The sequence below is a fragment of the Sphingomonas parva (ex Maeng et al. 2020) genome, from assembly GCF_004564275.1.
In the GTDB taxonomy this organism is placed as follows: Bacteria; Pseudomonadota; Alphaproteobacteria; order Sphingomonadales; family Sphingomonadaceae; genus Allosphingosinicella; species Allosphingosinicella parva.
The window spans coordinates 17,052-35,000 of record NZ_SPDV01000037.1 but is presented as its reverse complement, the minus strand read 5'-3'; the positions used below and the strand labels follow the sequence as shown (position 1 = coordinate 35,000).

The window sequence follows — 17,949 nt, the reverse complement described above, 5'->3', positions numbered from 1 at the left end:
GGTCCGCCTTCTCGCGCTCGAGTTCGGTGAGCATGCGGTGCAGCGTAGGACTCGCTTCGCTTACCAGCATGTTGCGGGCAAGCGTGTCGATCTGCCGCTCCAGCTCCGCGAGCCGCAGGGCCGCATCGCCGGCCTCCCGGTCGACGCCTTCCGAGAGCCGACGAACTTCGCGCTTGAACTCGCCGACGAACAGCTCAGCCAGCTCCGGCGTAAGCAGACAACTCTCCAGGACCGAGAGCACGGCGCCCTCCAAAGCTCCCTTGCGGACGGAGAGGCGATTGTTGCACGTCCCTCTCTCCTTCACGCCGGCGCAGCGATAATAGTCCTTGCCGGAGATCGTGTAGTTCGAGCCGCACGTCCCGCACCGGATCGAGCCGGAGAGGAGGTGCTTGCGCCGCCGCTGCACGACAGGGGAGGGCGTGACGCTCGGATCCCGTCGGCGGCTCGCCAGCTGCGCCTGAACGGCATTCCAGAGGCCTTCGTCAACGATACGCATGTCGGGCATGTCGACCCGCAGCCACTCGGTCTCGTCTCGCAGACGGTAGCGCCGTTCGCGCTTGTCGGAGTCGGGATTCTTGCGCCACTCCCGCCGCTTCCATACGAGCTCGCCGCGGTAGAGCGGGTTGTTGAGGATGCCGACCAGCTTCTTCGGATCGCCCCGAATCGTCGACGCATTCCAGGCGCCGCCGCGCGGGCCTGGGATTCTTTCCTCGTTCAGCCGCTTGGCGATTGCGATCGACGAGAGGCCGGAGGCAAATTCGTCGAAGATGCGCCGCACGATCTCCGCCTGCTCGTTCTCGACCTCGAGACCGCCGCGGACGGCCTCACCCCGCGCATCGACCCGCACGACCTTTCGATAGCCGTACGCGCGGCCGCCGGCGAACCTACCCGCGATCACGGCGGCCTCCATGCCCCGGAGAGTTTTGAACTGCAGGTTTGCGAGAAACATCGACCCGAGCAGGCCGGCGACAGCGAGCTTCACGTCGTCGATTTCATTCTCGGTGACTGTGAAGAGCCGGACCCGATCATAGCGCAGCTTCTTGCCGAGCCAGGCGATGTCCTCGCCGTCACGTGCGAGACGATCGAGGGCCTCAGAGACGACGACGTCGATCTTGCCGTCTCGAACATCGGCCAGCAGGGCACGGAGACCCGGTCGGTCGCGCTTGTAGCCGGAGACCTCGCCATCGAGGTAGGTTCCGACCACCTCCCCGCCGAGGTAATCGACCAGCGGCATGCAGGAGGCGGCCTGGTCGGCGCTCGACATCGGGTTCTGCTTGTCCGTCGAGTGGCGGCCGTAGATGGCAACCCGGGGCTTTTGTAGCCTCATCGCACGGCCCTCCTCACGAACGAGTGGACGAAGGGTGCGCGCTTCCGTTCACATGCTCCGCCGCCGCCTGACGCGCCAGCAACCGGACCAGCTCGGCGAGCGCGCGCTCGTGCCCAGTCGGAATGGGATGCGGCGTGGAGCCATGGTGCGGTACGGGGCGCTTCATCCATCGGAGAATGCCACGACCTGTTCCAGACCCGGGGGTAACCTGAAATCGATCTCGAAACTGTCATTGCCGATCTCACCTCCTGAACCATACCGACGGGTCGATCCGCAGGTGCTGCAAGGCGTCCCCAACGCCGCCGGCGGCGACCTTCCCGCGAACCTTCAGCACGAGCTGCCGACTGGTGTGATTGTCCGGATCCCCAACTTCGCGGAGAGAGTGGCGGTCCGGCTGCCCTTCGACGCGGAGCGCCTCCGTAATCCGCGCCAGCGCGTTTGTGGCCAGGCTGTTTGCCGCGGGTGCGTCCGGGAACGTGGGGAGGGGCTTTTCGGCGCGTTTGGCCACCACGCACGCATCGATCCGCTCGCCTGCGAGCAGCAGGTTCATCGCGACGATCACAGCGCCTTCCGAGGCGCTGACGCCCAGCCGCTGCTCGCAGAAGCTTTGCTTCGTCCATTTGGCAGCCTTGAGATCCGCGACACCGAGACCGGCGAGCGGGCGGACATGCTTCTGCACGAGGGCTGCGACATGCGGGACGTAGATCCAGGCATTGTCATGCTTGAAGCGCGCCGGAAGCTGTTCCCTGACCCTCCTGGCCGTGGAGACGACGGCACCTGCCGATCCATCCGCCGGGAGGGCCCCCGCTGCGGTGGCGAGGCTGATCGCCTCGTCATCGGTAGCGCCAGCGGGGATCTCGAGGTCCAGCAGGTTGTGGACAGCCCTGGCGGGCTCGATCAGCGTCGACGTGCAGACGTGGCCCATGTTGAGCCACTCCTTGCGCCCGGCGAACCCCCCGCCCAGCGGCTCCCGTGCATAGGAGCGAAGCAGTGCGATCCGGATATGGGCGGTCGCTACGGCGAGGTGCAACGCGTGCTGGGTGACTAGGGCCGCCGTTCTCCCGATCAGCGTGCTCGACCCCGCGCACTTTGCGGCCTCCATCGCAGAGCCCAGCTTCGCCGCCACGATAAGCGGGTAAATGCCGGGGTGCTGCGATCGAAAGGCGTTCAGATCGTCTCCGTGGCTCTCATGCGAGATGCCCAGATGCTTCTCCAGCACCTCGATCACGGCCTCGTCTCGTCGACGCGAAATCATGAGCGCCGCGAAGCCGCTTGTGGAGACCGGGCCGGCGTAGCTCGCTGTGGGGATCGAGTAAGCGTACTCGAGGTGCGCAGAGGGCACGGGCGGCAACGGTCCGGCTCGCGGATGCAACCGCTCGCGGGCCTGATCCTCGCTCAGCCCGCCTGTGCGGACGGAGTTGGCGAGACGATCGATCTGTCCTCTGGCACGTCCGGGTTGGCCGCGAACTGACGCGTGGATGAAGTTCAGCGCGGCGTCGGCGAATTCCTCGGGGTCGACGCCCCTCCTGGTGACGTTCAAACAGGCGGCCTGCGCAGGCGCGTGTGCACGCTCCGCAGAGACCTTTCGCCGCCGCGCCTTTCCCCAAACGGTAACTTGCTCATTACGGGAGGCTGCAGCCCCCAATCCATTCTCCTGACGCATGTAGTACAACCTTCAGCCATTGCGTCGACCGCTCCAGGATCGACAACAAATACCCCCGCGTGCGTGGGAGCGGCTTCATCTGGTCGTACCGCGCCAGGTCGAAAAAAGAGGGGATGAGCGCGCCCCTCGTGATCTGCGGCGGCTGCGTCTGGAGCACGCAGCCGGCTATACCTAATGCCGCGGGCCGCATCCTCATACCCGGGGCAGTACCCTATAGGTATGTTCACTCGGGCAGGTTGTCTACAGCAATGTTTGAGACTCGTCCTGAGGATGCGGCCGCTTGCAGTCTACATGCGGGGCTGCCACGGGTTCCAAGGGCGGGGACCGAACAGCTCCCAGTAAGTAACGATGTCTTCCAACATCCACATCACACGAGTGAGCCCTTCGAGCGGCGGCGGGAACGTGCCGTTCTTGACTCTCCGATGAATAGTGATGCGGTGGAGCTCGACAACCGCCGCAACATTGGCGAGGGTCACGCGTCCGTATTGATCAGGCTTGAGGGCTTTCTTAAGGTCATCTATGCTCTTCATGTCGTCCTCCAAAGTGTGAGGACAAACCAGATAAAGCACTCTGGTCTGGGGCCGGGGGTAACCTGAATTTGAGGAGCACCTGCAGCGGTGCAACCTACGGTGCGCCGCGGCGGCCCCTCCGGATCGGCGAAAGTTGGCCGTTAGCTGACTCGCAGCTTAGCGGGGCAAGAGCAGCAAGCCGCCAATCCCGTTTTTGGGCGTTTCGGGAGGGCCGCGGTCCGCACCGCCAGACGTGACGCACCAGAACCAGGGGGGAAGTGAATTACCGCCTCGGAGGTCACCAGTCAGATCTTCCGAAAATCGGCACGATTCGAGTCCGCAAGATCGGCATGGTCGCGCCGTCGGTATGGACGGATGACGCCGTCGGCCCGCGCGGCCGTTGCTGACGATTCGGTCGAAACCCGCTAGACCGTGCCGCGGTCTGGGGCTTAACCTGGCGGAACTGAGGGATCACTCTGCAGTGGAAAGCAGTAGCGAAGCTGACGACGAGGCCGACTATGTGCTCAATCCCGCCTTCTGGCTGAACGGTCAGGCACTGGGATTTCCAGTGCAGTTCGATCTGGTGCTGAAGCACCTCCGCCAAGATATGCGCGACGACTGGTATTTCGACTGCCTGCAGTACGACGATCTCTTCAAGGACGCAGCCGAGGCGAAGCGGATCATTATCTCGCTCCTGCAGGAATGGAACGGCGTGTATCGCGGCACTCGGAGCATCGTCCGGAACATACCGAAGAAGGGATACGGCGAGCGCTACGGACTAGAAACCGACTTCTTCGACCGCTTCGTCTATCAGGCGATCTGCAGCTTCCTAATCCCATTCTACGACTCGCTTCTCGGTCACCGAGTGCTAAGCTACCGCTACGAGCCAGCGCCGCTGAACCCGAAGTACCTGTTCAAGAACAAGATCGACCGCTGGTTCACGTTCGAGGGCGTCACGCTGACCTTCCGTAGATCTGGACGCCATCTGCTGGTCACCGACCTGAGCAATTTCTTCGAGAACGTGTCGCGCGTGCAGATCGTAGACGCGCTCGAGAGGGCGGTTCCCGACCTCGTGGCGACCGGCCCGGAGAAGCTACAGATCCGCAATGCGATCGCCACGCTTGACCGGCTACTCTCCCAATGGACGTTCAGCCGGGATCACGGTCTCCCACAGAACCGCGACGCCTCCGCCTTCTTGTCCAACATCCTGCTGTCGTTCGTGGACAGGGAGATGACGAGGAAGGGCTACGACTACTACCGCTACGTGGACGACATCCGCATCATCGCGGACTCCGAGCTGCACGCCCGGCGTGCGCTGCAGGATCTGATCAGGCAGCTGCGGACAGTCGGTCTCAACATAAACGCAAACAAGACCGAGATCCTCGCCCCGGATGTCTCGAGCGCGAAGCTCGCGGAGTACTTCCCCTCGCAGGACAGCTCCACGATCGCGATCAATCAGATGTGGCAGTCCCGCAGTCGCCGCATCGTGACCAGGTCGGTGACCTACATCTTCGACATTCTGAGCCGATGCATCGGAGCCGGAGACTCGCAGACGCGGACCTTTCGTTTTGCGGTGAACCGGGTGGCGAAGATCGTCGAGTCCGGCCTCTTTGACGTGGGCGACGCGCTGTCGATCAACCTTCTCGACACCCTGTCGCGCTCGCTGTCCGAGCATGCGGTCACGACCGACCAATACTGCCGGTTGATAGCCACGCTGGACCGCGACGGTCGCTGCCTGCCGGCATTGGAGGCGTTCCTGCTCGCCGAAGATGGGGCCATCCACGACTGGCAGAACTACAACATCTGGATGCTGCTCGCGGTGCGGAGACACCGTTCCGACGAGCTCGTGGCGCTGGCGGACCGTAAGCTGCGGGAGGACATGAAGTCGGGCGAGGCGGCGGCAATCCTCATCTGGCTGCGTTGCGTGGACGAAAAGGCCCTCCTTGAAAAGTGCATTGGGGAGTTCGGCTCCCTGCCTTACCAGAACGCCCGGTACCTCCTGATCGCGTCGTCAGTGCTCGACGAAGAGGCGTTGCGTCCCCTCTATGGCCATGTGCCGATTTGCCTGAAGGGTACCAGCCCCAGGGCTGAGCGGCACTGCAATGAGGACGGCCTGCCGTTCGCCGTCCGCGAGAACACGGATCTGCTGAACCTTGTCGACGAAGTCAGCGGCTATGATTGACCTGCCTTCTAGGCTGATGCTCTTCACGAGGGACTTCACCGGCAGGGGAGCTGACTCCTTCTACTGGTTCCACGATGGCCAGCTCCAGGAAACCGATGCCGCAAGCGTCGTCGGGTTCGCAGGAATCGTCGTATGCCACGACTTCTGGATGATCCGCGACGCGCTGTTCGACAAGACGGGGACTCTGCCCCGCACAATCGTCGACGTGGACGAGCTCCGCATCTCGATCAGCGGTGTCCCCGAGGACCGGCTCGCCCGCGAGAAGCGCGATGTGACGACACATCTCGGGCAGTATGGGGCGGAGCAGGAAGTCTGCGACGCCTATCAGAAAATGTTCAACAAGGGCGTCCCGTTCGATGGGGTCATCGCCGCCCAGGCCGCGACGGCGCTCGGGGCGATGTACCTCGACCTCTGCACGCAGGCATTTGCCAACGGTGAGTTCGAGCGCTTTTTCACTGTCGAGGTACCGGCATACCGCGTGCTACAGCTCTCCATGTCAGCCGGAATCTCCATCGACGCGGCGGGACTCTCGGAAAAGCGGTGCCAGGCGGAGCACGACTACTTCCTGTTGCTAAAGGATTATTCCGCCAAACACGACATGCCGCTCGAGACGCCGAGCAGGCGCACCATAGAGGCCAAGCTGCTTCTGGAGGGCTTCGAACTAGACGAGGTCTCCGTCGAGTACCTTCTCGAGTTCGTGCCACACGACCGCGACTTCGGCGGCGATACCATGGCATTGCTTGCCCTCGACACCGCACGTCGCGTGCTCGGCTCTCTCACATTGACCAGCAACAGCACTCGACCAGTCGTGGACGTGTTCGGCTCGCGCACGTCCCGCGTCCAACTGCGCAGTCCCAGCCTCCAGAATATCCCAAAACGGTACCGATCCATCATCAGCGCGCACGATGGCGCCCAACTCAGCTACGTCGACTTTGATCAGTTCGAGGTCGGCATAATGGCCGCCCTCTCCGACGACGAGGAGCTTAAGCGTCTCTACGCCGCGGGCGACATGTACGATCTCTTCGCGAACACACACCTGGACCTGGTGGGCAACCGAAAGGCCGCCAAGCAGCTGTTTCTGTCATACGCATACGGAATGAGCCGGAAAGCTCTGGTAGATGCAGCCTCCTCGCTCGGGGTAGACCGACAGAAGGCGAAGGAGGCATTCCGGCTCTTCCAGCGGTACGAGGACTGGAAGAAGTCCGTATGGGCCGAATTCCAGCGTACCGGCCGGGTGACCACCGTCTTCGGCAACCACTACCGACGGAGTGGCGGCGGTCAGCTCACTGGGAAGGAACAGCGCTCGGCCGTTAGCCAGGTGGTCCAAGGGACGGCGTCTTTGATATTCAAGCGCGCGCTGCTGGCGGCCGCCTCCATGAGCGACGTGAGGGTGGTCCTGCCCATGCACGACGCGCTGCTGTTCGAGCACACGCTCGCCGAAACGCCGGACAGGGTCGTCGACGCCTTCGAGGCCGCCATGACCGATGTGCTCAGCGCAAGGGTCACCGGGAAGGCGTCGATCAGCGACTTTGCGGAGCGTGAGCTAACCTTTTCCGCCCCCAGAAACAGCGAACTCTGAGAACCTTCAGATGGCACAGTGGTGGTGAGCCGACGGATCGTCTCGCGAGCGGGAGCGCTGAGGCTCGCCGCGCGATCAGCCGAAGGACGACGCCGGCTATACGTCTCGAGCTCCTGTCGCCGCTGCTCTGACGTTGGATGGTCGAAGTCCAGTTTGGCCTTTAGGAGTGAGCGATCTGCTGGATCGCGTCGGCGCGCTCCTCGACGACCGGGGGAATTGCGACGTAGTGATGTTAGGCTGCTGCTGAAGGGCCTCTGAGACGATCGCGTTGATCGGGCTAGGTCCGCGAAGGCGAGATCTAGCCACTCCGCCCTCATCTTCTGGACTACGAGGGCCCCGCTCCTCGTCACATGACTGATCGTTCGGTTAGGCCGATTTGCCATCCCAAAGCGAACGGTCCGCTTACCCCCAGTCGTGCCCGTCGACGCCTGAACTAACGACCGCTTCTGGTATCGGCTGTTAGTTGGGCGAAGGACCGTGATTGGCACCCTACCGCCCGTCCGCTTCTTGTCAGGGGCCGCGTATGCTCGCCAAAAGCTAAGCCGCCCGGCGCATGGGCGACGGGCGGCTTCGCCATTGATCAACCCTGATCAGATCGCCCTGTAAGCGGCCTCCGCATCTATGAGCTCGATCGCCTTCGCATAGACCAGCTCCCGGTTCGTTCTGTCTGCGCTCCGAACTTCACGGGACGCGAGGAGCAATCTCTCATTCGCCCGGATCGCCTCGTTCCTGGCTCCACGAAGGCCGCCGATGGCATAACGCAGACCGCCCGGTGCCGCGGCAGCGAGCCGTTGGAACTCAGGGAGGCCGTCGTCTCCGAAGAGCCCGCGCACAGCCTCTTGCTTCGCGAAGCTGGCAACCTTCTGAGCGTAACGAGCGGTGGCGACCTCATAGCCCGGCGACGGAGCGCGGAAGACCTCGAGGAGCGGTTCCTCACGAAGCATGCGAACCGCCTGGATGCCCGGGTCCATGTGCGGGAAGGGGATGGTCGTGATGCCGAACGTGCCCATGTTCTCCGGGAAGGCATTCGAGCCATCCACGTTGTTCTCGACGATGTACACCTCGGCAACGGAACTGTAGTCGTCCCGCATGGACCTGATCAGGCGCCCCGTGCCGGGCGCGTTCGGCGACGCGATGGCGAAGAACACAATTCGCGAGCCGGTCGCCTTCAGCTGGAGGATGGCCTCGCCGAGGAATTCCGTCACAGGACTCTCGCTTGCGACCAGGTTGGCGCCGAGATCGAAGATCACGACGTCCTTGCCGTACACGTTCTTGGCGAGCCACGGCCTTGTGCGGTCGGCGGTCGTGGTCCACGACAGCGAGAGCGCAGCTCCCTTTCCGGCTCTGCGTCTGTAGCCGCTGTTCCCGTCATCGACGTCCACGACCAGCGTGCTGTGCCCGGACGCGACGCTCACCGAAGCCGTTGCGTCCGTGACTGTCGTCTTCCCGCAGCCGCCCTTCGGACTGGCGGACAGGATAACGGTCGGCGGGTTACTCATAACACTACTACTCTCTGCCATCTCATTCTTCCTCGCTCAAAGGGTCGACTCGTCGGCTGAACAAGCCTGAGGATTTTGCCGTCTCCGCGGGCATGCCGAGCTCGAGCTGGGCCGGAACCGGCTGGGGTTCGGCATTTGGGAAGCGAGCCTTGCTGGCCCTCGAAATCCGGAGTCGCTTCGGCTTCGCCTTTGACGCCGCAGCTTTCTCGGCCCGCTCGACGCTCTTTCGCACCGTGTCGCCCTTGATCGGGTTGTCCGGCCGGAGGTCGCGTCCGATCGCGTCCCATGACTTTCCCTCGTGGCGAGCGGCCTGGATCTCGTCGAGGTAGCGGGCCACGAAGCTGGCGACGCTTTCCCCCTGATCATTGGTCTTGCGCGCACGAAGCCGCAGCTTCACCGGGTCCTCGGCAGCGGTGCTCATCATGGCCGCAGTCTCCTGCCGCGGGAGCCGGCGACATTGGGCCATAGCGCGAGTGTGATATCGTTCGCCGACCTCCCGTTGGGACGAGCGGCCACCATCTCCTGGAAGTAGATGGGCAGCTTCTGCTGGATGTCTCGCTCGATTTCGTGTCGAATAGTGGCACACGGCCGAGGTTTGTCCGGATTGTTGTCGTCTCTGTAGCTCACAGTTGTCCTCCTTGTGGTGAACACAAGTAAGACATGGCCGGACAAACTGGTCGATACGACACTACAAATTAAACAGATGCAACAGTTTCAACATGAGCAACAATTGCAACAACTTCCCAAAAAATCTGCATGACATAGCGCGTGCTATGTGTCTTCTGTGATCAGTGCGTCATGATGGCGCGACTACGAAGGGTTACACATGCGCAGCGTTGTCAGGACCGACACCGACCGCAACCTCAGCAGAGGCGGTCGCCAAGTACGATACCCGGCTCACGTGGATCGGCGGGTAGCCGTCACCAGCGGGAGCCCGCCGGTGGCTGCTCAAGCGGCCTGCTCACTGTCCGACATGCGTCCGCTGTCCGCCCGAAAAGGGAAGATTCAGTCGAAACAGGATGGGACATGTAAACATGTCCGGGGTCCTGCTCGGCGCGGGAGCTTCTCGCAGGTGGGGAGGGCCGCATGAGCTGCCCCGGGGAGAAGGCGACCGCATCCAAGACGCGCACCCTGTCGGTGCGGTTGCTGAACGCGCACGCCGACCGGGTGAGAGCCGAGGCGGCGACGAAGCACGTGACGATCAGCGCGGTGATTTCGCACGCGCTGTTCGACCGGCAGCGGCCGACCTACCTCGCGCTCGCGGCCCTCGGCCGCCTGATCGCCATCACCGAAGCCGCGCGGCGCGAGCCAAACATCGATCCGGCAGTGCTGGCGGAGCTTAAGGTCCTCGTTCGCGAACTGCGCGCTGCCGCATGGGCGGAGATCACCAATGATCATTAAGCGCATTCGCAAAGGGCAGATGCGGCGGCGAGGAACCATCCTGAGGCTCGCGGAGTCGGTCATCGTCCTCAGCTGCTATCTGGTCGATGCGGAGCCCGAGCGGTTGATCGAGTCCGCCCATGTCCGCGCCATGTCCAACTACGTGGTCGACGCTAAGCTGATGGACGAGCTCGGCATCTCGCCGGGTGAGAAAGTCGAGGCCTTCGGGGCCCTCAACTTGGAGGGCGACAGGTTCGAGGACTGGCAGATCGATATGCTGGCGGTGTCCGCCCGCTGCCCGCGCTCGCACTTCCCCTTGGATCATTGGGTCCTCAGCTGGAAGGCGCATGAGCAGCCGACCCGCGAGCAGGCCGAGGAGAGCGTCGGCATCTTCGCCGAAGTGATGGGCATCCAGGAATGTCAGATGCTGTGGTCCCTCCACACCAACACCGAGAACTGGCACCTCCATATCCTCGGCAACCGTGTCCACCCGATCACCGGTAAAATGGTCCAGGCTGGTGACGGGTGGGACAAGGATCGCATGGCCCAAGCGCGGGCGATTATCGAGGAGCGCCAGGGGTGGGAGCCGGAGCCCGGCGCAAAGTTCGTAGCGCGCAGCGGAGCGGTGTACGACGTCGAGAGCGGGGCGCTTCTCCGGACGGCAGATGGCACCCAGGCGCCACGCAATCGCCGCGATAACCTGGGTTCACTGCCAGGCTTCGACCCCGCTCTTCGGGAACGCATCGTCTCCTCGATCACTGAGGCTTCCGACTGGCACGACCTCCATGCCCGCCTGCGTCCTCTCGGTGTCCGATACGACCGCAAGGGTTCTGGGGCCACGATCACCGTCGGTGACGATACGCACCCGGCCAGCCGTTTCGGGCGTGAATGCTCACGTACGGCAGTCGAAGCGCGTCTCGGCCCTTTCCGGCCGGACCCGCAGCGCGCGAACGCTGCGTTCGAGTCATACAGGCAAGCCTGCCGCAACGAACTCGACCGAATTCGAGCAGCGCAGGCGGCGGAGCTTGCCAGGCTGGATGATCATCTGGCCGCGATCCTGTCCGACATCGATCCGGCCTTACCCGGATTCGTAGCTGCCGCGATGGGCGCCGCGATGCGGGCGGAAGTTGCCTCGGCGAAAGGTGCGATCACGACGGCGTTCGCGACGACCAAGGATGGGTTTGCCAAGAGCCGGCTGGGCCTTGAGGCATGGCTCACAGCGGGTCAGCCATCGGCGCCTGCTGCCACCATGCTGCCGAGCATCATGCTCCCGGGAGCCAACGTCCGCGGAGTGTCCGGCGCTGTCCCGTCCAGTACGACATCCCTGCACCATGCCCGCGACGGCTGGACGACGCTCTACCTGGACGTCGATGGCCGGGTCGTCATCGAGGATCATCGCTGCGTGATCGTGGTCATGAATGGTGATCCGAAGAACATCGCGATAGCCCTCGAGATGGCCGCAGCCCGCTGGAAAACGGTGCGCGTGTCCGGCTCGTCCGAGTATGTCCGACTGTCGACCGAGCTCGCAGCTGAGCGGGGCATCGTTCTTGTCGATCATGCCGGTCGTCGCCTGCTGCCGGAGCCGAAGCCGGCGGCAGTTGCCAGAGCGGGTGTCCACCGGAAGCCACTGGCACCGGTGGCGGATGCGGGCCCGTTGCCGCAGCGTGACCCCAATTGGGAGAACGTCGCAGCGGTTTCTCCCCATTCGCTCGTGCCGCCGTCCCACGAACCGGAGGAGGATGGCCCGTCTGTCGTCGATCAAGCCTCTCACCTGCAGCGTAAAGGCAAGGCGCGGTGAGAAGCCGCCGCGTGACGGACGGCCTTTTGGCGACGGAGTCGCCCGGAGGCGGCCGCCGCCGTCGAAGGAGATGGCTGGTCAGGGTGGCTGACGCCGAAAGGTGAAACTCTATCCGCTCGCCGGGACGCAGCCGCCCGGCAGCCGACCAAGGACAAGTTGATGAAGTACAAGAATGCGCCGTTCCTGGCGCTGGAGGCGCTCGCCCGCGACGGAGCCGTGACGCTCGCCCGTCTGGCCGGATGGGAGCTCAAGCGTGACGCTACGCTGCTGCAGGTTATTGAGGCCGATCTCCATTACGTTTCTTCGGCCGACCTCATCCTCATTCCCAGCGCCGACGGATGCGTGCGCGGCCTGTCGCCGCTGCTTCACGAAACGCGATGCGCGGCGCTGCTGATCTCCCCCGGCCGCACCAATGGCGGGAAGGCCACCTTCTACATGACCATCGTTCGGCACGAAGGAGAACGGATCCGCCACCACAGCGGCCTCAGGCTCTGGGCCGAAGCGCCCGCCGAGCTGTGGCTCGCTCCGGATCCTCATGGCGAGGATCCTGGAGGGCCCTTCTTCAGAATCGCCGACGGTCGGCTCGCGACCTGGCATCCTCAGACCGTAGCTGCGCACAGCCTCGGCTTCCGCAATGCGGATGCCCTGATGGCGAGTGCAATGAAGAGGCGCTGACCAGCAGCACACGAATCCCTTGAAGGGGGACGGCTCGCCCGAGTGGCTGAGCTCGAGAATGAAAAAGTTGGCCGCGACCTGCTCAGCGGTCGCCGCCGCAACTCAGAGAGAATGATTATGACGAAGTTGTTGCTTGAGCGATCGACTGCTCCGATGCCGTTGATCCCCGTTGCCGGTCAGGTCGTGCGAAATCGCATGTGCGCCTTGGTTGGTGCAATCGGCGGCCTGGTTGACCCGATGCCGGGAGCCCGCGACCCGGTGCTCGCGGGCTGTCTGATGATGCCCTATGCGGGGATCATCGTCGCAGGAACGCCCTGTCGACGCCCGCTGCTCTTTCCGGAGGGGGAGGCTCTGCATTCCCGCACGGGCTTCGAGTTGATCCTGGTGCGCCACGATGCTGACCGGGGTACGACCTACGACATCCGTCTCCAGTGCCTCTCGGGATGGCTGTGCCGCTATGAGGCCTGGCAGATGGACGGCGATCTTTGGCTGGTCCCGGATGCCGGTGCGACCCCGGCCATCCGGGCGACGCCCTGGGGCCTCGAAGTTGGCGAGGCGCCGCCGTTCGCCAGCGCTGCGGAGCGGGCGCTGGGCCGCAAGCAGCTGGGTGCGTTGCCGCCCTTGATGAGGACGAACCCGATCGGGGGCAGCGAGGAAGCCAATCAGGAGGTCTATTTCTCCGAAGCCCGGCCGCCGATGGCTCGGTTCGCTGACGCGCCGGACCGGGGCCGCCGCCTCGTCCATGAGCCGGAGGCGCTCTGAGCGATGGCCAAGAAGCATAAGGCCCCGCCTGGCCTCGACTACGATCCGGTCACCGGGGAAGATCCAGACGTCAGCTATGGCGTCGTTGAAGCGTCCGCCGGGGCAGGATTGCCCCGGCGGACGCTGGAGGACGTACTTTTTAAGCGGGCCTTCCCTACTGACAAGCCGGATCGCGCGCTGCCGTGGCCGCCTCCGACTGCCGATCGATGGGAGATTCTGCTGCCGCGGGGAGCGCCCGACGAGTTCTCCGATCCGCAACAATTGGCGCGTGCGTTCCATCGAAATGAGCGGGGAGCGATCCAGCACCTGGCTGCGGTCACGACTCTCCGTCATGTCGAAACGGACGCTGTTCCGGCCACGATGCGCATGCACGAAGCGTGGTCCTGCGCGCGTCAGCTTGGCGTAGAGCTGGGTGCCCAGCTCGAAATCGCGGTGGTTGTGGTCTTCCACGTACCTGGCCGAAGCTGGGGGCACGGCATTCCGCACAGCCACCTTATTCTTCCAGTCAGGCGTGTTCGACCCACCGGCTTCACGACTTTCGTGATGCCGCTGATCAACGCGGAGGAGGGGCGGGCGATCATCGATCGCGAGTGGAAGCGGGTGCGGCGGGAGGCCGGTTATGGCGAGTGAGAAGGAGCTCATGGACGAGCTGGAGCAGTGGCTCGCCACTCAGAAACTGCCGCCGACTCTCCTCGACCTCGTGGAGACGGGGAACGGCCATTTGCTCGCCGCCTTCATCCTGAAGGGCTTCCGCGAGGCGACGGCGCGTGCCGTTGAGGAGCGCGACCGCGTCGCCTGGGTCCGGGGGGAGATCACCGACGGCTACGCCGGTGATGCGGAGCGGGCCGAGAAGTTTCTGCGGGCTCCGCACCCGCTGCTCGGCGGCGAGCCGCCGCTCCGCAAGGCTCTGCGATCGGACCAGGATGCAGAGGAGGTCATCGCCCTTGCGCGGCTGGACGTCGTCGGCCCAGCAATGCGGGTGCTCGATGGCATTGCAGAAGCGTGGCGCCTAACGAGAGCGGAGGAGGCCGAGCTGCTGGGCGTCGATCGTCACACGCTTCGCCACTGGCGATCCTCTCCTCCCGCCCGCCTCCCTGCGGAGGCCCTCGAGCGGCTGTCTCTGGCGCTCGGTATCTTCAAAGCAATCAACTCGCTATTGCCTGTTCCCGACCGTGCAGACGCCTGGATCCGCAAGGCGAACACCGCACAAATCTTCGGCGGGGGCTCCGCGCTCGAGCTGATGCTCACCGGTCTCGAGGGCCTGCGGTCGGTCCGGAGATATCTCGATGCTCAGATTTGATCCGCATTTGGCGCTTCCACACTCCGCAGAAGGAGACTGTCGGATCGTCCACATCAAGCTTTCGAAGCGGTTCTGGTAAGACGATTCACTACTTTCGTGCCGGCGATCATCTGAAGACGGAGAGGATCGCCGGCACCGCTTCTGCTTAGCGCCATGTGTGGACGGCTCTCCGTTGGCAAGTGCTAGCTTAGCTTGTGCACTGCTGGTCGGTGCGGCCATGTGTCCGGCCTTTAATGCGGCTCTGTCATCGCCGCTGGCCATAATGCCTTCCGCGAACCAGGTCCCCGATCAGTTCCTCGCACTCTGAAGGTGCTTGGCGCAAGTGGGGCATTCTGATCCGGCGGTATCGACCCGCTTTCGTGCAATAGCTCCTTTGCCCTTCCCAACCTCGGTGCGCCGCCTTTCAGGCGTGCAATCTCCTCATGCTTTGGTTGCCATCGGCTCACGATAGCGCTCGCCGCTCATCATCAGTGCCCAGGCTACTCTGGCAGTTTTATTGGCCAGCGCAATTGCAGCGACCTTGGGCGAGCGCCGCTCCAGTAGGCGGCTTATCCACGTGCGCCGCGTACTCTGCATTGCGCGACGTATGACGGCCATGGAGCCGGTGAAAAGCATCTGTCGCAGGTAGTGGTTGCCTGCTTTGGTTATCGATCCCAACCGCTCCTTGCCGCCTGATGAGTTCTGCCGTGGCACAAGACCCATCCAAGCTGCCATGTTGCGTCCGCAACGGAAGATGGCAGGGTCCGGAACGCAGGCCACCAACGCTGATGCCACAAGTGGGCCGATGCCGGGGACTTCCATCAGGGGCGTCTTCGGGCAGGGCCGAGACCGAGCGTGGCACGCCGCTCGGCGCAGGCCGCTCAGCGCTCGGCGCACCCGAGATTGTCCCGATGCGGTTGTCGTTCAATGATAAGGCGGAAAGGTTCGGCCCGCTGGGCCGACCGCTCCGGATTCGACCAGCCTCTGCCATGGCAGTTCTCCCCAAAAGGACGCTCCGGGGCAGCAAAGGGCCCAGAGCGCCGGTTTTCACGCTTAGTGTGTTGTCTCACCGTTGATGGGGATGCGCCGACCGCCGTCGGCCTCCGCGGACTTGGGCAGGGTCACCGTGAGCACGCCGTCCTTGAAGTTGGCGTTGGCGCCCTGCTCATCGACGTTGGAGGGAAGGGCGATCCGGCGCTCGAAGCGGCCATAATAACGCTCCGAATAGCCGCGATCCTTATCCTCGGTCTCGCTCTTTTTCTCGCCGCGGATGGTGAGCACCCCGTCCTCCATCAGCAGTTCGACGTCCTTTTCGCTCATGCCGGGCACTTCAGCGGTGATGCGAATTTCTCGATCAGTCTCGCTGAGCTCGACGTTCGGCCATGCGGCGAGGGAGCCGCCGAGGCCAAGGCTCGGCAGGGAGCCGCGAAAGAGATCGTCGAACAGCCGGTCCACTTCGCGGCGGAAGCCGACGATCGGGTTGTCCTGGTTCTGGTACTGCACCGGAGCCGTGCTGCTCTGCCGGCCCCAGGGGATGAGATCACGCATGTTCATCTTGATCCTCCTTGGTTAGTTCAGGTTTGCAACATGACGGTCCAGCCGACAGAGTGCCGGTCGGCCCTGCGTCGGACGTACATGCCGCTGCTTTAGGCGGCGACACGATCCTTCTGGTTCTCATTGGCAGGCGGATCGCGCTGGTCGCTCAGCCGCGCCGCGCCCTCGGTCCCGTGGATCTCGATCCGGCGCGGCTTCATCCTCTCGGGCAGCTCGCGCACGAGCTCGATCGAGAGCAAACCCTCGCGCAGATCGGCGCTACGGACCTGGACATAATCGTCAAGCGCAAATCGGCGCTCGAACGAGCGCGCCGCAATGCCGCGATGGACATAGCTGCGCTCGTCCTGCTGGCGCTTCTTGCCGCTGACGATCAGCAGGTTCTGCTGCGAGGTAATGTCGATCTCATCGGGTCGGAAGCCAGCTACCGCGAGCGTAATGCGGTAACGGTCGTTGGCCTCCTGCTCGAGATCTAAGGGCGGATAATTGTCCGCCGCTTGTTCGGTCATGCCGTTCTCGAGCATGTCGAACAGCCGGTCCAAGCCGACAGTGGCACGCCGGAACGGGCTCAGGTCATAGTTGTTCCTCATATCAAAGTCCTCCATTGAGCAACGATGATGCGAGGCGCGTCCGAGAAAGCGGACGCCCTCTGGCCTGCCGGGCCCAACGGCACCCGGCGTGAACCTATATGGTTAATCGTTGCTGCGTTTCAACAGGCGCATCGCCAGTTCTAGCTACATCCTCCAAAAGGGCTGGGATCGCATCAACAGGCCGGACACACCAGGTGGCAGGTCAACACCTGTTGACATGGCGCCTGCCGTGCCTCTATGACCCCTTCGTTGACATCACCTGCTGGAGGCGCGCGATCTGACTCGAAGCCGCGTTCCCTTTGGGAGAAAACTTATGAGATCCCTGGGACTTAGCCGAGCATCGCCTCAAACCGGATCGGCACGCTCCGCACGAGGGGGCAATGCCGAACTCCCCTTCTGACGCCGTGAAGCGTACCCGCGCCGACGCAGGAGCAATGGTCCTCGAAATCAGCACCATGCGGATCCAAACGGTTCGTCGCGGGTCGCGTTTATTGGTCCTTTCAGTCGCTCTCACGTCGGCGTCCTGCGGCAATGAACCGAGTCCACCGCCGCGCGCCGCCGCGCAAATTGAGGAAGCCGTCAACGAGGCACAAGCCTTGGCGGACGCACCGCAGGGCACCAATACCGTCGGACCACGCGTGGCTCCGGCGAGCTCCGGATCTGGAAAGTAAGGAGGTTCAAATGGATAACCGATCGGGTGAGACACACCGCCTCCACGACACTCTCGATTTCATCGGCTTACGGGCTCACGCCACGACCGTCGGCCTGCTCCAGCTCTGCACTGAGTTGGTGCAAGCGGGCACAATAGATCTCCAGGCGATCGAACGAATCAAAGGGGCGATCCATCGCGAGATCATGGCCTCGCACCATCGCGGACATGACCGGGAGGAATTCTCGCGGACGCTCAAGGACCGACTCGACACAATCTTCCCGCACGATGACCGGGGACAACGCGAGGGACCCATCGGCGACGTTCACGAGATGCAATCGGCACTCGATACGAAGATCTGAGGCAGCTGGCGGTCACCTCCGAACTGGCGCGGCAGGCAAGTGTAGCCCGCTGTCACCGACGCCTGGCCTTCCCGGCCACGGCTAGCTTGGTCAGCAGCGCTGTCTCTGCCGTACGGGCACTGGTATGAGCATGCGAATCAAGGC

Annotated in this window: 17 protein-coding genes (1 of these 17 cut by a window edge); 9 read left to right on the top strand and 8 right to left on the bottom strand. The window is 63.7% G+C overall.

The annotated features are described in order from the left end of the window. The 3 genes from E2493_RS22265 to E2493_RS16695 all read right to left on the bottom strand — a co-directional run. Nucleotides 1-1,264, bottom strand: partial view of a recombinase family protein gene (locus tag E2493_RS22265; RefSeq protein WP_404828331.1) — the 5' portion only. 332 nt of this gene lie to the left of the window's left edge; the window shows 1,264 of its 1,596 coding nt (coding positions 1-1,264); its start codon is at nucleotides 1,262-1,264; its stop codon lies beyond the left edge, outside the window. 304 nt (nucleotides 1,265-1,568) lie between these two features. Beyond that, nucleotides 1,569-2,867, bottom strand: coding sequence for a hypothetical protein (locus E2493_RS16700; RefSeq protein WP_135089051.1), 1,299 nt, complete (start codon nucleotides 2,865-2,867; stop codon nucleotides 1,569-1,571). A gap of 410 nt (nucleotides 2,868-3,277) precedes the next feature. Beyond that, entirely contained in the window at nucleotides 3,278-3,520 is a 243-nt protein-coding gene (locus tag E2493_RS16695) for a hypothetical protein (RefSeq protein WP_135089048.1), read from the bottom strand. A 460-nt stretch (nucleotides 3,521-3,980) separates the two neighbouring features. Between E2493_RS16695 and E2493_RS16690 the strand changes: the two genes are divergently transcribed. Together E2493_RS16690 and E2493_RS16685 are read left to right on the top strand one after the other, a co-directional pair. Beyond that, a complete protein-coding gene (locus tag E2493_RS16690) occupies nucleotides 3,981-5,681 on the top strand; it encodes an RNA-directed DNA polymerase (protein ID WP_225421544.1) in 1,701 nt (566 codons plus the stop codon). A 16-nt stretch (nucleotides 5,682-5,697) separates the two neighbouring features. Beyond that, nucleotides 5,698-7,260: a DNA polymerase gene (locus E2493_RS16685; protein ID WP_225421543.1), complete on the top strand. Its 1,563-nt coding sequence runs from the start codon at nucleotides 5,698-5,700 to the stop codon at nucleotides 7,258-7,260. Nucleotides 7,261-7,850: 590 nt separating this feature from the next. Here the strand turns inward: E2493_RS16685 and E2493_RS16680 are convergent. Continuing rightward, a complete protein-coding gene (locus tag E2493_RS16680; protein WP_135089043.1) occupies nucleotides 7,851-8,780 on the bottom strand; it encodes a hypothetical protein in 930 nt (309 codons plus the stop codon). Between the two features lies 1 nt (nucleotide 8,781). Then, nucleotides 8,782-9,180 (bottom strand): hypothetical protein, encoded by a 399-nt coding sequence (locus E2493_RS16675; protein WP_135089040.1) that lies wholly within the window; start codon nucleotides 9,178-9,180, stop codon nucleotides 8,782-8,784. Nucleotides 9,181-9,845: 665 nt separating this feature from the next. On the opposite strand from E2493_RS16675, the gene E2493_RS16670 reads away from it, so the two are divergent. The 6 genes from E2493_RS16670 to E2493_RS16645 all read left to right on the top strand — a co-directional run bounded on the left by E2493_RS16670 (nucleotide 9,846) and on the right by E2493_RS16645 (nucleotide 14,674). After that, entirely contained in the window at nucleotides 9,846-10,160 is a 315-nt protein-coding gene (locus tag E2493_RS16670; protein WP_135089037.1) for a hypothetical protein, read from the top strand. Further along, nucleotides 10,150-11,937 (top strand): relaxase/mobilization nuclease domain-containing protein, encoded by a 1,788-nt coding sequence (locus E2493_RS16665; RefSeq protein ID WP_135089034.1) that lies wholly within the window; start codon nucleotides 10,150-10,152, stop codon nucleotides 11,935-11,937. The genes E2493_RS16670 and E2493_RS16665 overlap by 11 nt, the downstream gene beginning before the upstream one ends. 159 nt (nucleotides 11,938-12,096) lie before the next feature. Then, nucleotides 12,097-12,612: an RNA-dependent RNA polymerase family protein gene (locus E2493_RS16660; protein ID WP_135089031.1), complete on the top strand. Its 516-nt coding sequence runs from the start codon at nucleotides 12,097-12,099 to the stop codon at nucleotides 12,610-12,612. Between the two features lie 42 nt (nucleotides 12,613-12,654). After that, nucleotides 12,655-13,374, top strand: coding sequence for a hypothetical protein (locus tag E2493_RS21580; protein ID WP_191993014.1), 720 nt, complete (start codon nucleotides 12,655-12,657; stop codon nucleotides 13,372-13,374). Between the two features lie 3 nt (nucleotides 13,375-13,377). Beyond that, nucleotides 13,378-14,004, top strand: a complete 627-nt coding sequence (locus E2493_RS16650) for a hypothetical protein (RefSeq protein ID WP_135089028.1) — start codon at nucleotides 13,378-13,380, stop codon at nucleotides 14,002-14,004. Between the two features lie 10 nt (nucleotides 14,005-14,014). Beyond that, complete coding sequence (locus E2493_RS16645; protein WP_167737586.1) at nucleotides 14,015-14,674, top strand: Y4oB family protein; 660 nt, start codon at nucleotides 14,015-14,017, stop codon at nucleotides 14,672-14,674. Nucleotides 14,675-15,094: 420 nt separating this feature from the next. Here the strand turns inward: E2493_RS16645 and E2493_RS16640 are convergent, their stop codons facing one another. The 3 genes from E2493_RS16640 to E2493_RS16630 all read right to left on the bottom strand — a co-directional run bounded on the left by E2493_RS16640 (nucleotide 15,095) and on the right by E2493_RS16630 (nucleotide 16,794). Beyond that, nucleotides 15,095-15,475, bottom strand: a complete 381-nt coding sequence (locus E2493_RS16640) for a transposase (RefSeq protein WP_135089022.1) — start codon at nucleotides 15,473-15,475, stop codon at nucleotides 15,095-15,097. 231 nt (nucleotides 15,476-15,706) lie between these two features. After that, nucleotides 15,707-16,207, bottom strand: a complete 501-nt coding sequence (locus E2493_RS16635; protein WP_135089019.1) for an Hsp20/alpha crystallin family protein — start codon at nucleotides 16,205-16,207, stop codon at nucleotides 15,707-15,709. 92 nt (nucleotides 16,208-16,299) lie between these two features. Next, on the bottom strand, nucleotides 16,300-16,794 hold the full coding sequence (locus E2493_RS16630; RefSeq protein WP_135089016.1) for an Hsp20 family protein: 495 nt from the start codon (nucleotides 16,792-16,794) through the stop codon (nucleotides 16,300-16,302). Nucleotides 16,795-17,475: 681 nt separating this feature from the next. Between E2493_RS16630 and E2493_RS16625 the strand changes: the two genes are divergently transcribed. Further along, nucleotides 17,476-17,805 (top strand): hypothetical protein, encoded by a 330-nt coding sequence (locus tag E2493_RS16625; protein WP_135089013.1) that lies wholly within the window; start codon nucleotides 17,476-17,478, stop codon nucleotides 17,803-17,805. Nucleotides 17,806-17,949: the final 144 nt, after the last annotated feature.

What these genes read in the sequence shown, in the direction of transcription:
- E2493_RS16635 (WP_135089019.1), bottom strand. Translation starts at nt 16,207, where the DNA reads ATGAACATGCGTGATCTCATCCCCTGGGGCCGGCAGAGCAGCACGGCT.
- E2493_RS16640 (WP_135089022.1), bottom strand. Translation starts at nt 15,475, where the DNA reads ATGGAAGTCCCCGGCATCGGCCCACTTGTGGCATCAGCGTTGGTGGCC.
- E2493_RS16685 (WP_225421543.1), top strand. Translation starts at nt 5,698, where the DNA reads ATGCTCTTCACGAGGGACTTCACCGGCAGGGGAGCTGACTCCTTCTAC.
- E2493_RS16695 (WP_135089048.1), bottom strand. Translation starts at nt 3,520, where the DNA reads ATGAAGAGCATAGATGACCTTAAGAAAGCCCTCAAGCCTGATCAATAC.
- E2493_RS16680 (WP_135089043.1), bottom strand. Translation starts at nt 8,780, where the DNA reads ATGGCAGAGAGTAGTAGTGTTATGAGTAACCCGCCGACCGTTATCCTG.
- E2493_RS16670 (WP_135089037.1), top strand. Translation starts at nt 9,846, where the DNA reads ATGAGCTGCCCCGGGGAGAAGGCGACCGCATCCAAGACGCGCACCCTG.
- E2493_RS16650 (WP_135089028.1), top strand. Translation starts at nt 13,378, where the DNA reads ATGGCCAAGAAGCATAAGGCCCCGCCTGGCCTCGACTACGATCCGGTC.
- E2493_RS16665 (WP_135089034.1), top strand. Translation starts at nt 10,150, where the DNA reads ATGATCATTAAGCGCATTCGCAAAGGGCAGATGCGGCGGCGAGGAACC.
- E2493_RS16625 (WP_135089013.1), top strand. Translation starts at nt 17,476, where the DNA reads ATGGATAACCGATCGGGTGAGACACACCGCCTCCACGACACTCTCGAT.
- E2493_RS16660 (WP_135089031.1), top strand. Translation starts at nt 12,097, where the DNA reads ATGAAGTACAAGAATGCGCCGTTCCTGGCGCTGGAGGCGCTCGCCCGC.
- E2493_RS16645 (WP_167737586.1), top strand. Translation starts at nt 14,015, where the DNA reads ATGGACGAGCTGGAGCAGTGGCTCGCCACTCAGAAACTGCCGCCGACT.
- E2493_RS16630 (WP_135089016.1), bottom strand. Translation starts at nt 16,794, where the DNA reads ATGAGGAACAACTATGACCTGAGCCCGTTCCGGCGTGCCACTGTCGGC.
- E2493_RS16675 (WP_135089040.1), bottom strand. Translation starts at nt 9,180, where the DNA reads ATGAGCACCGCTGCCGAGGACCCGGTGAAGCTGCGGCTTCGTGCGCGC.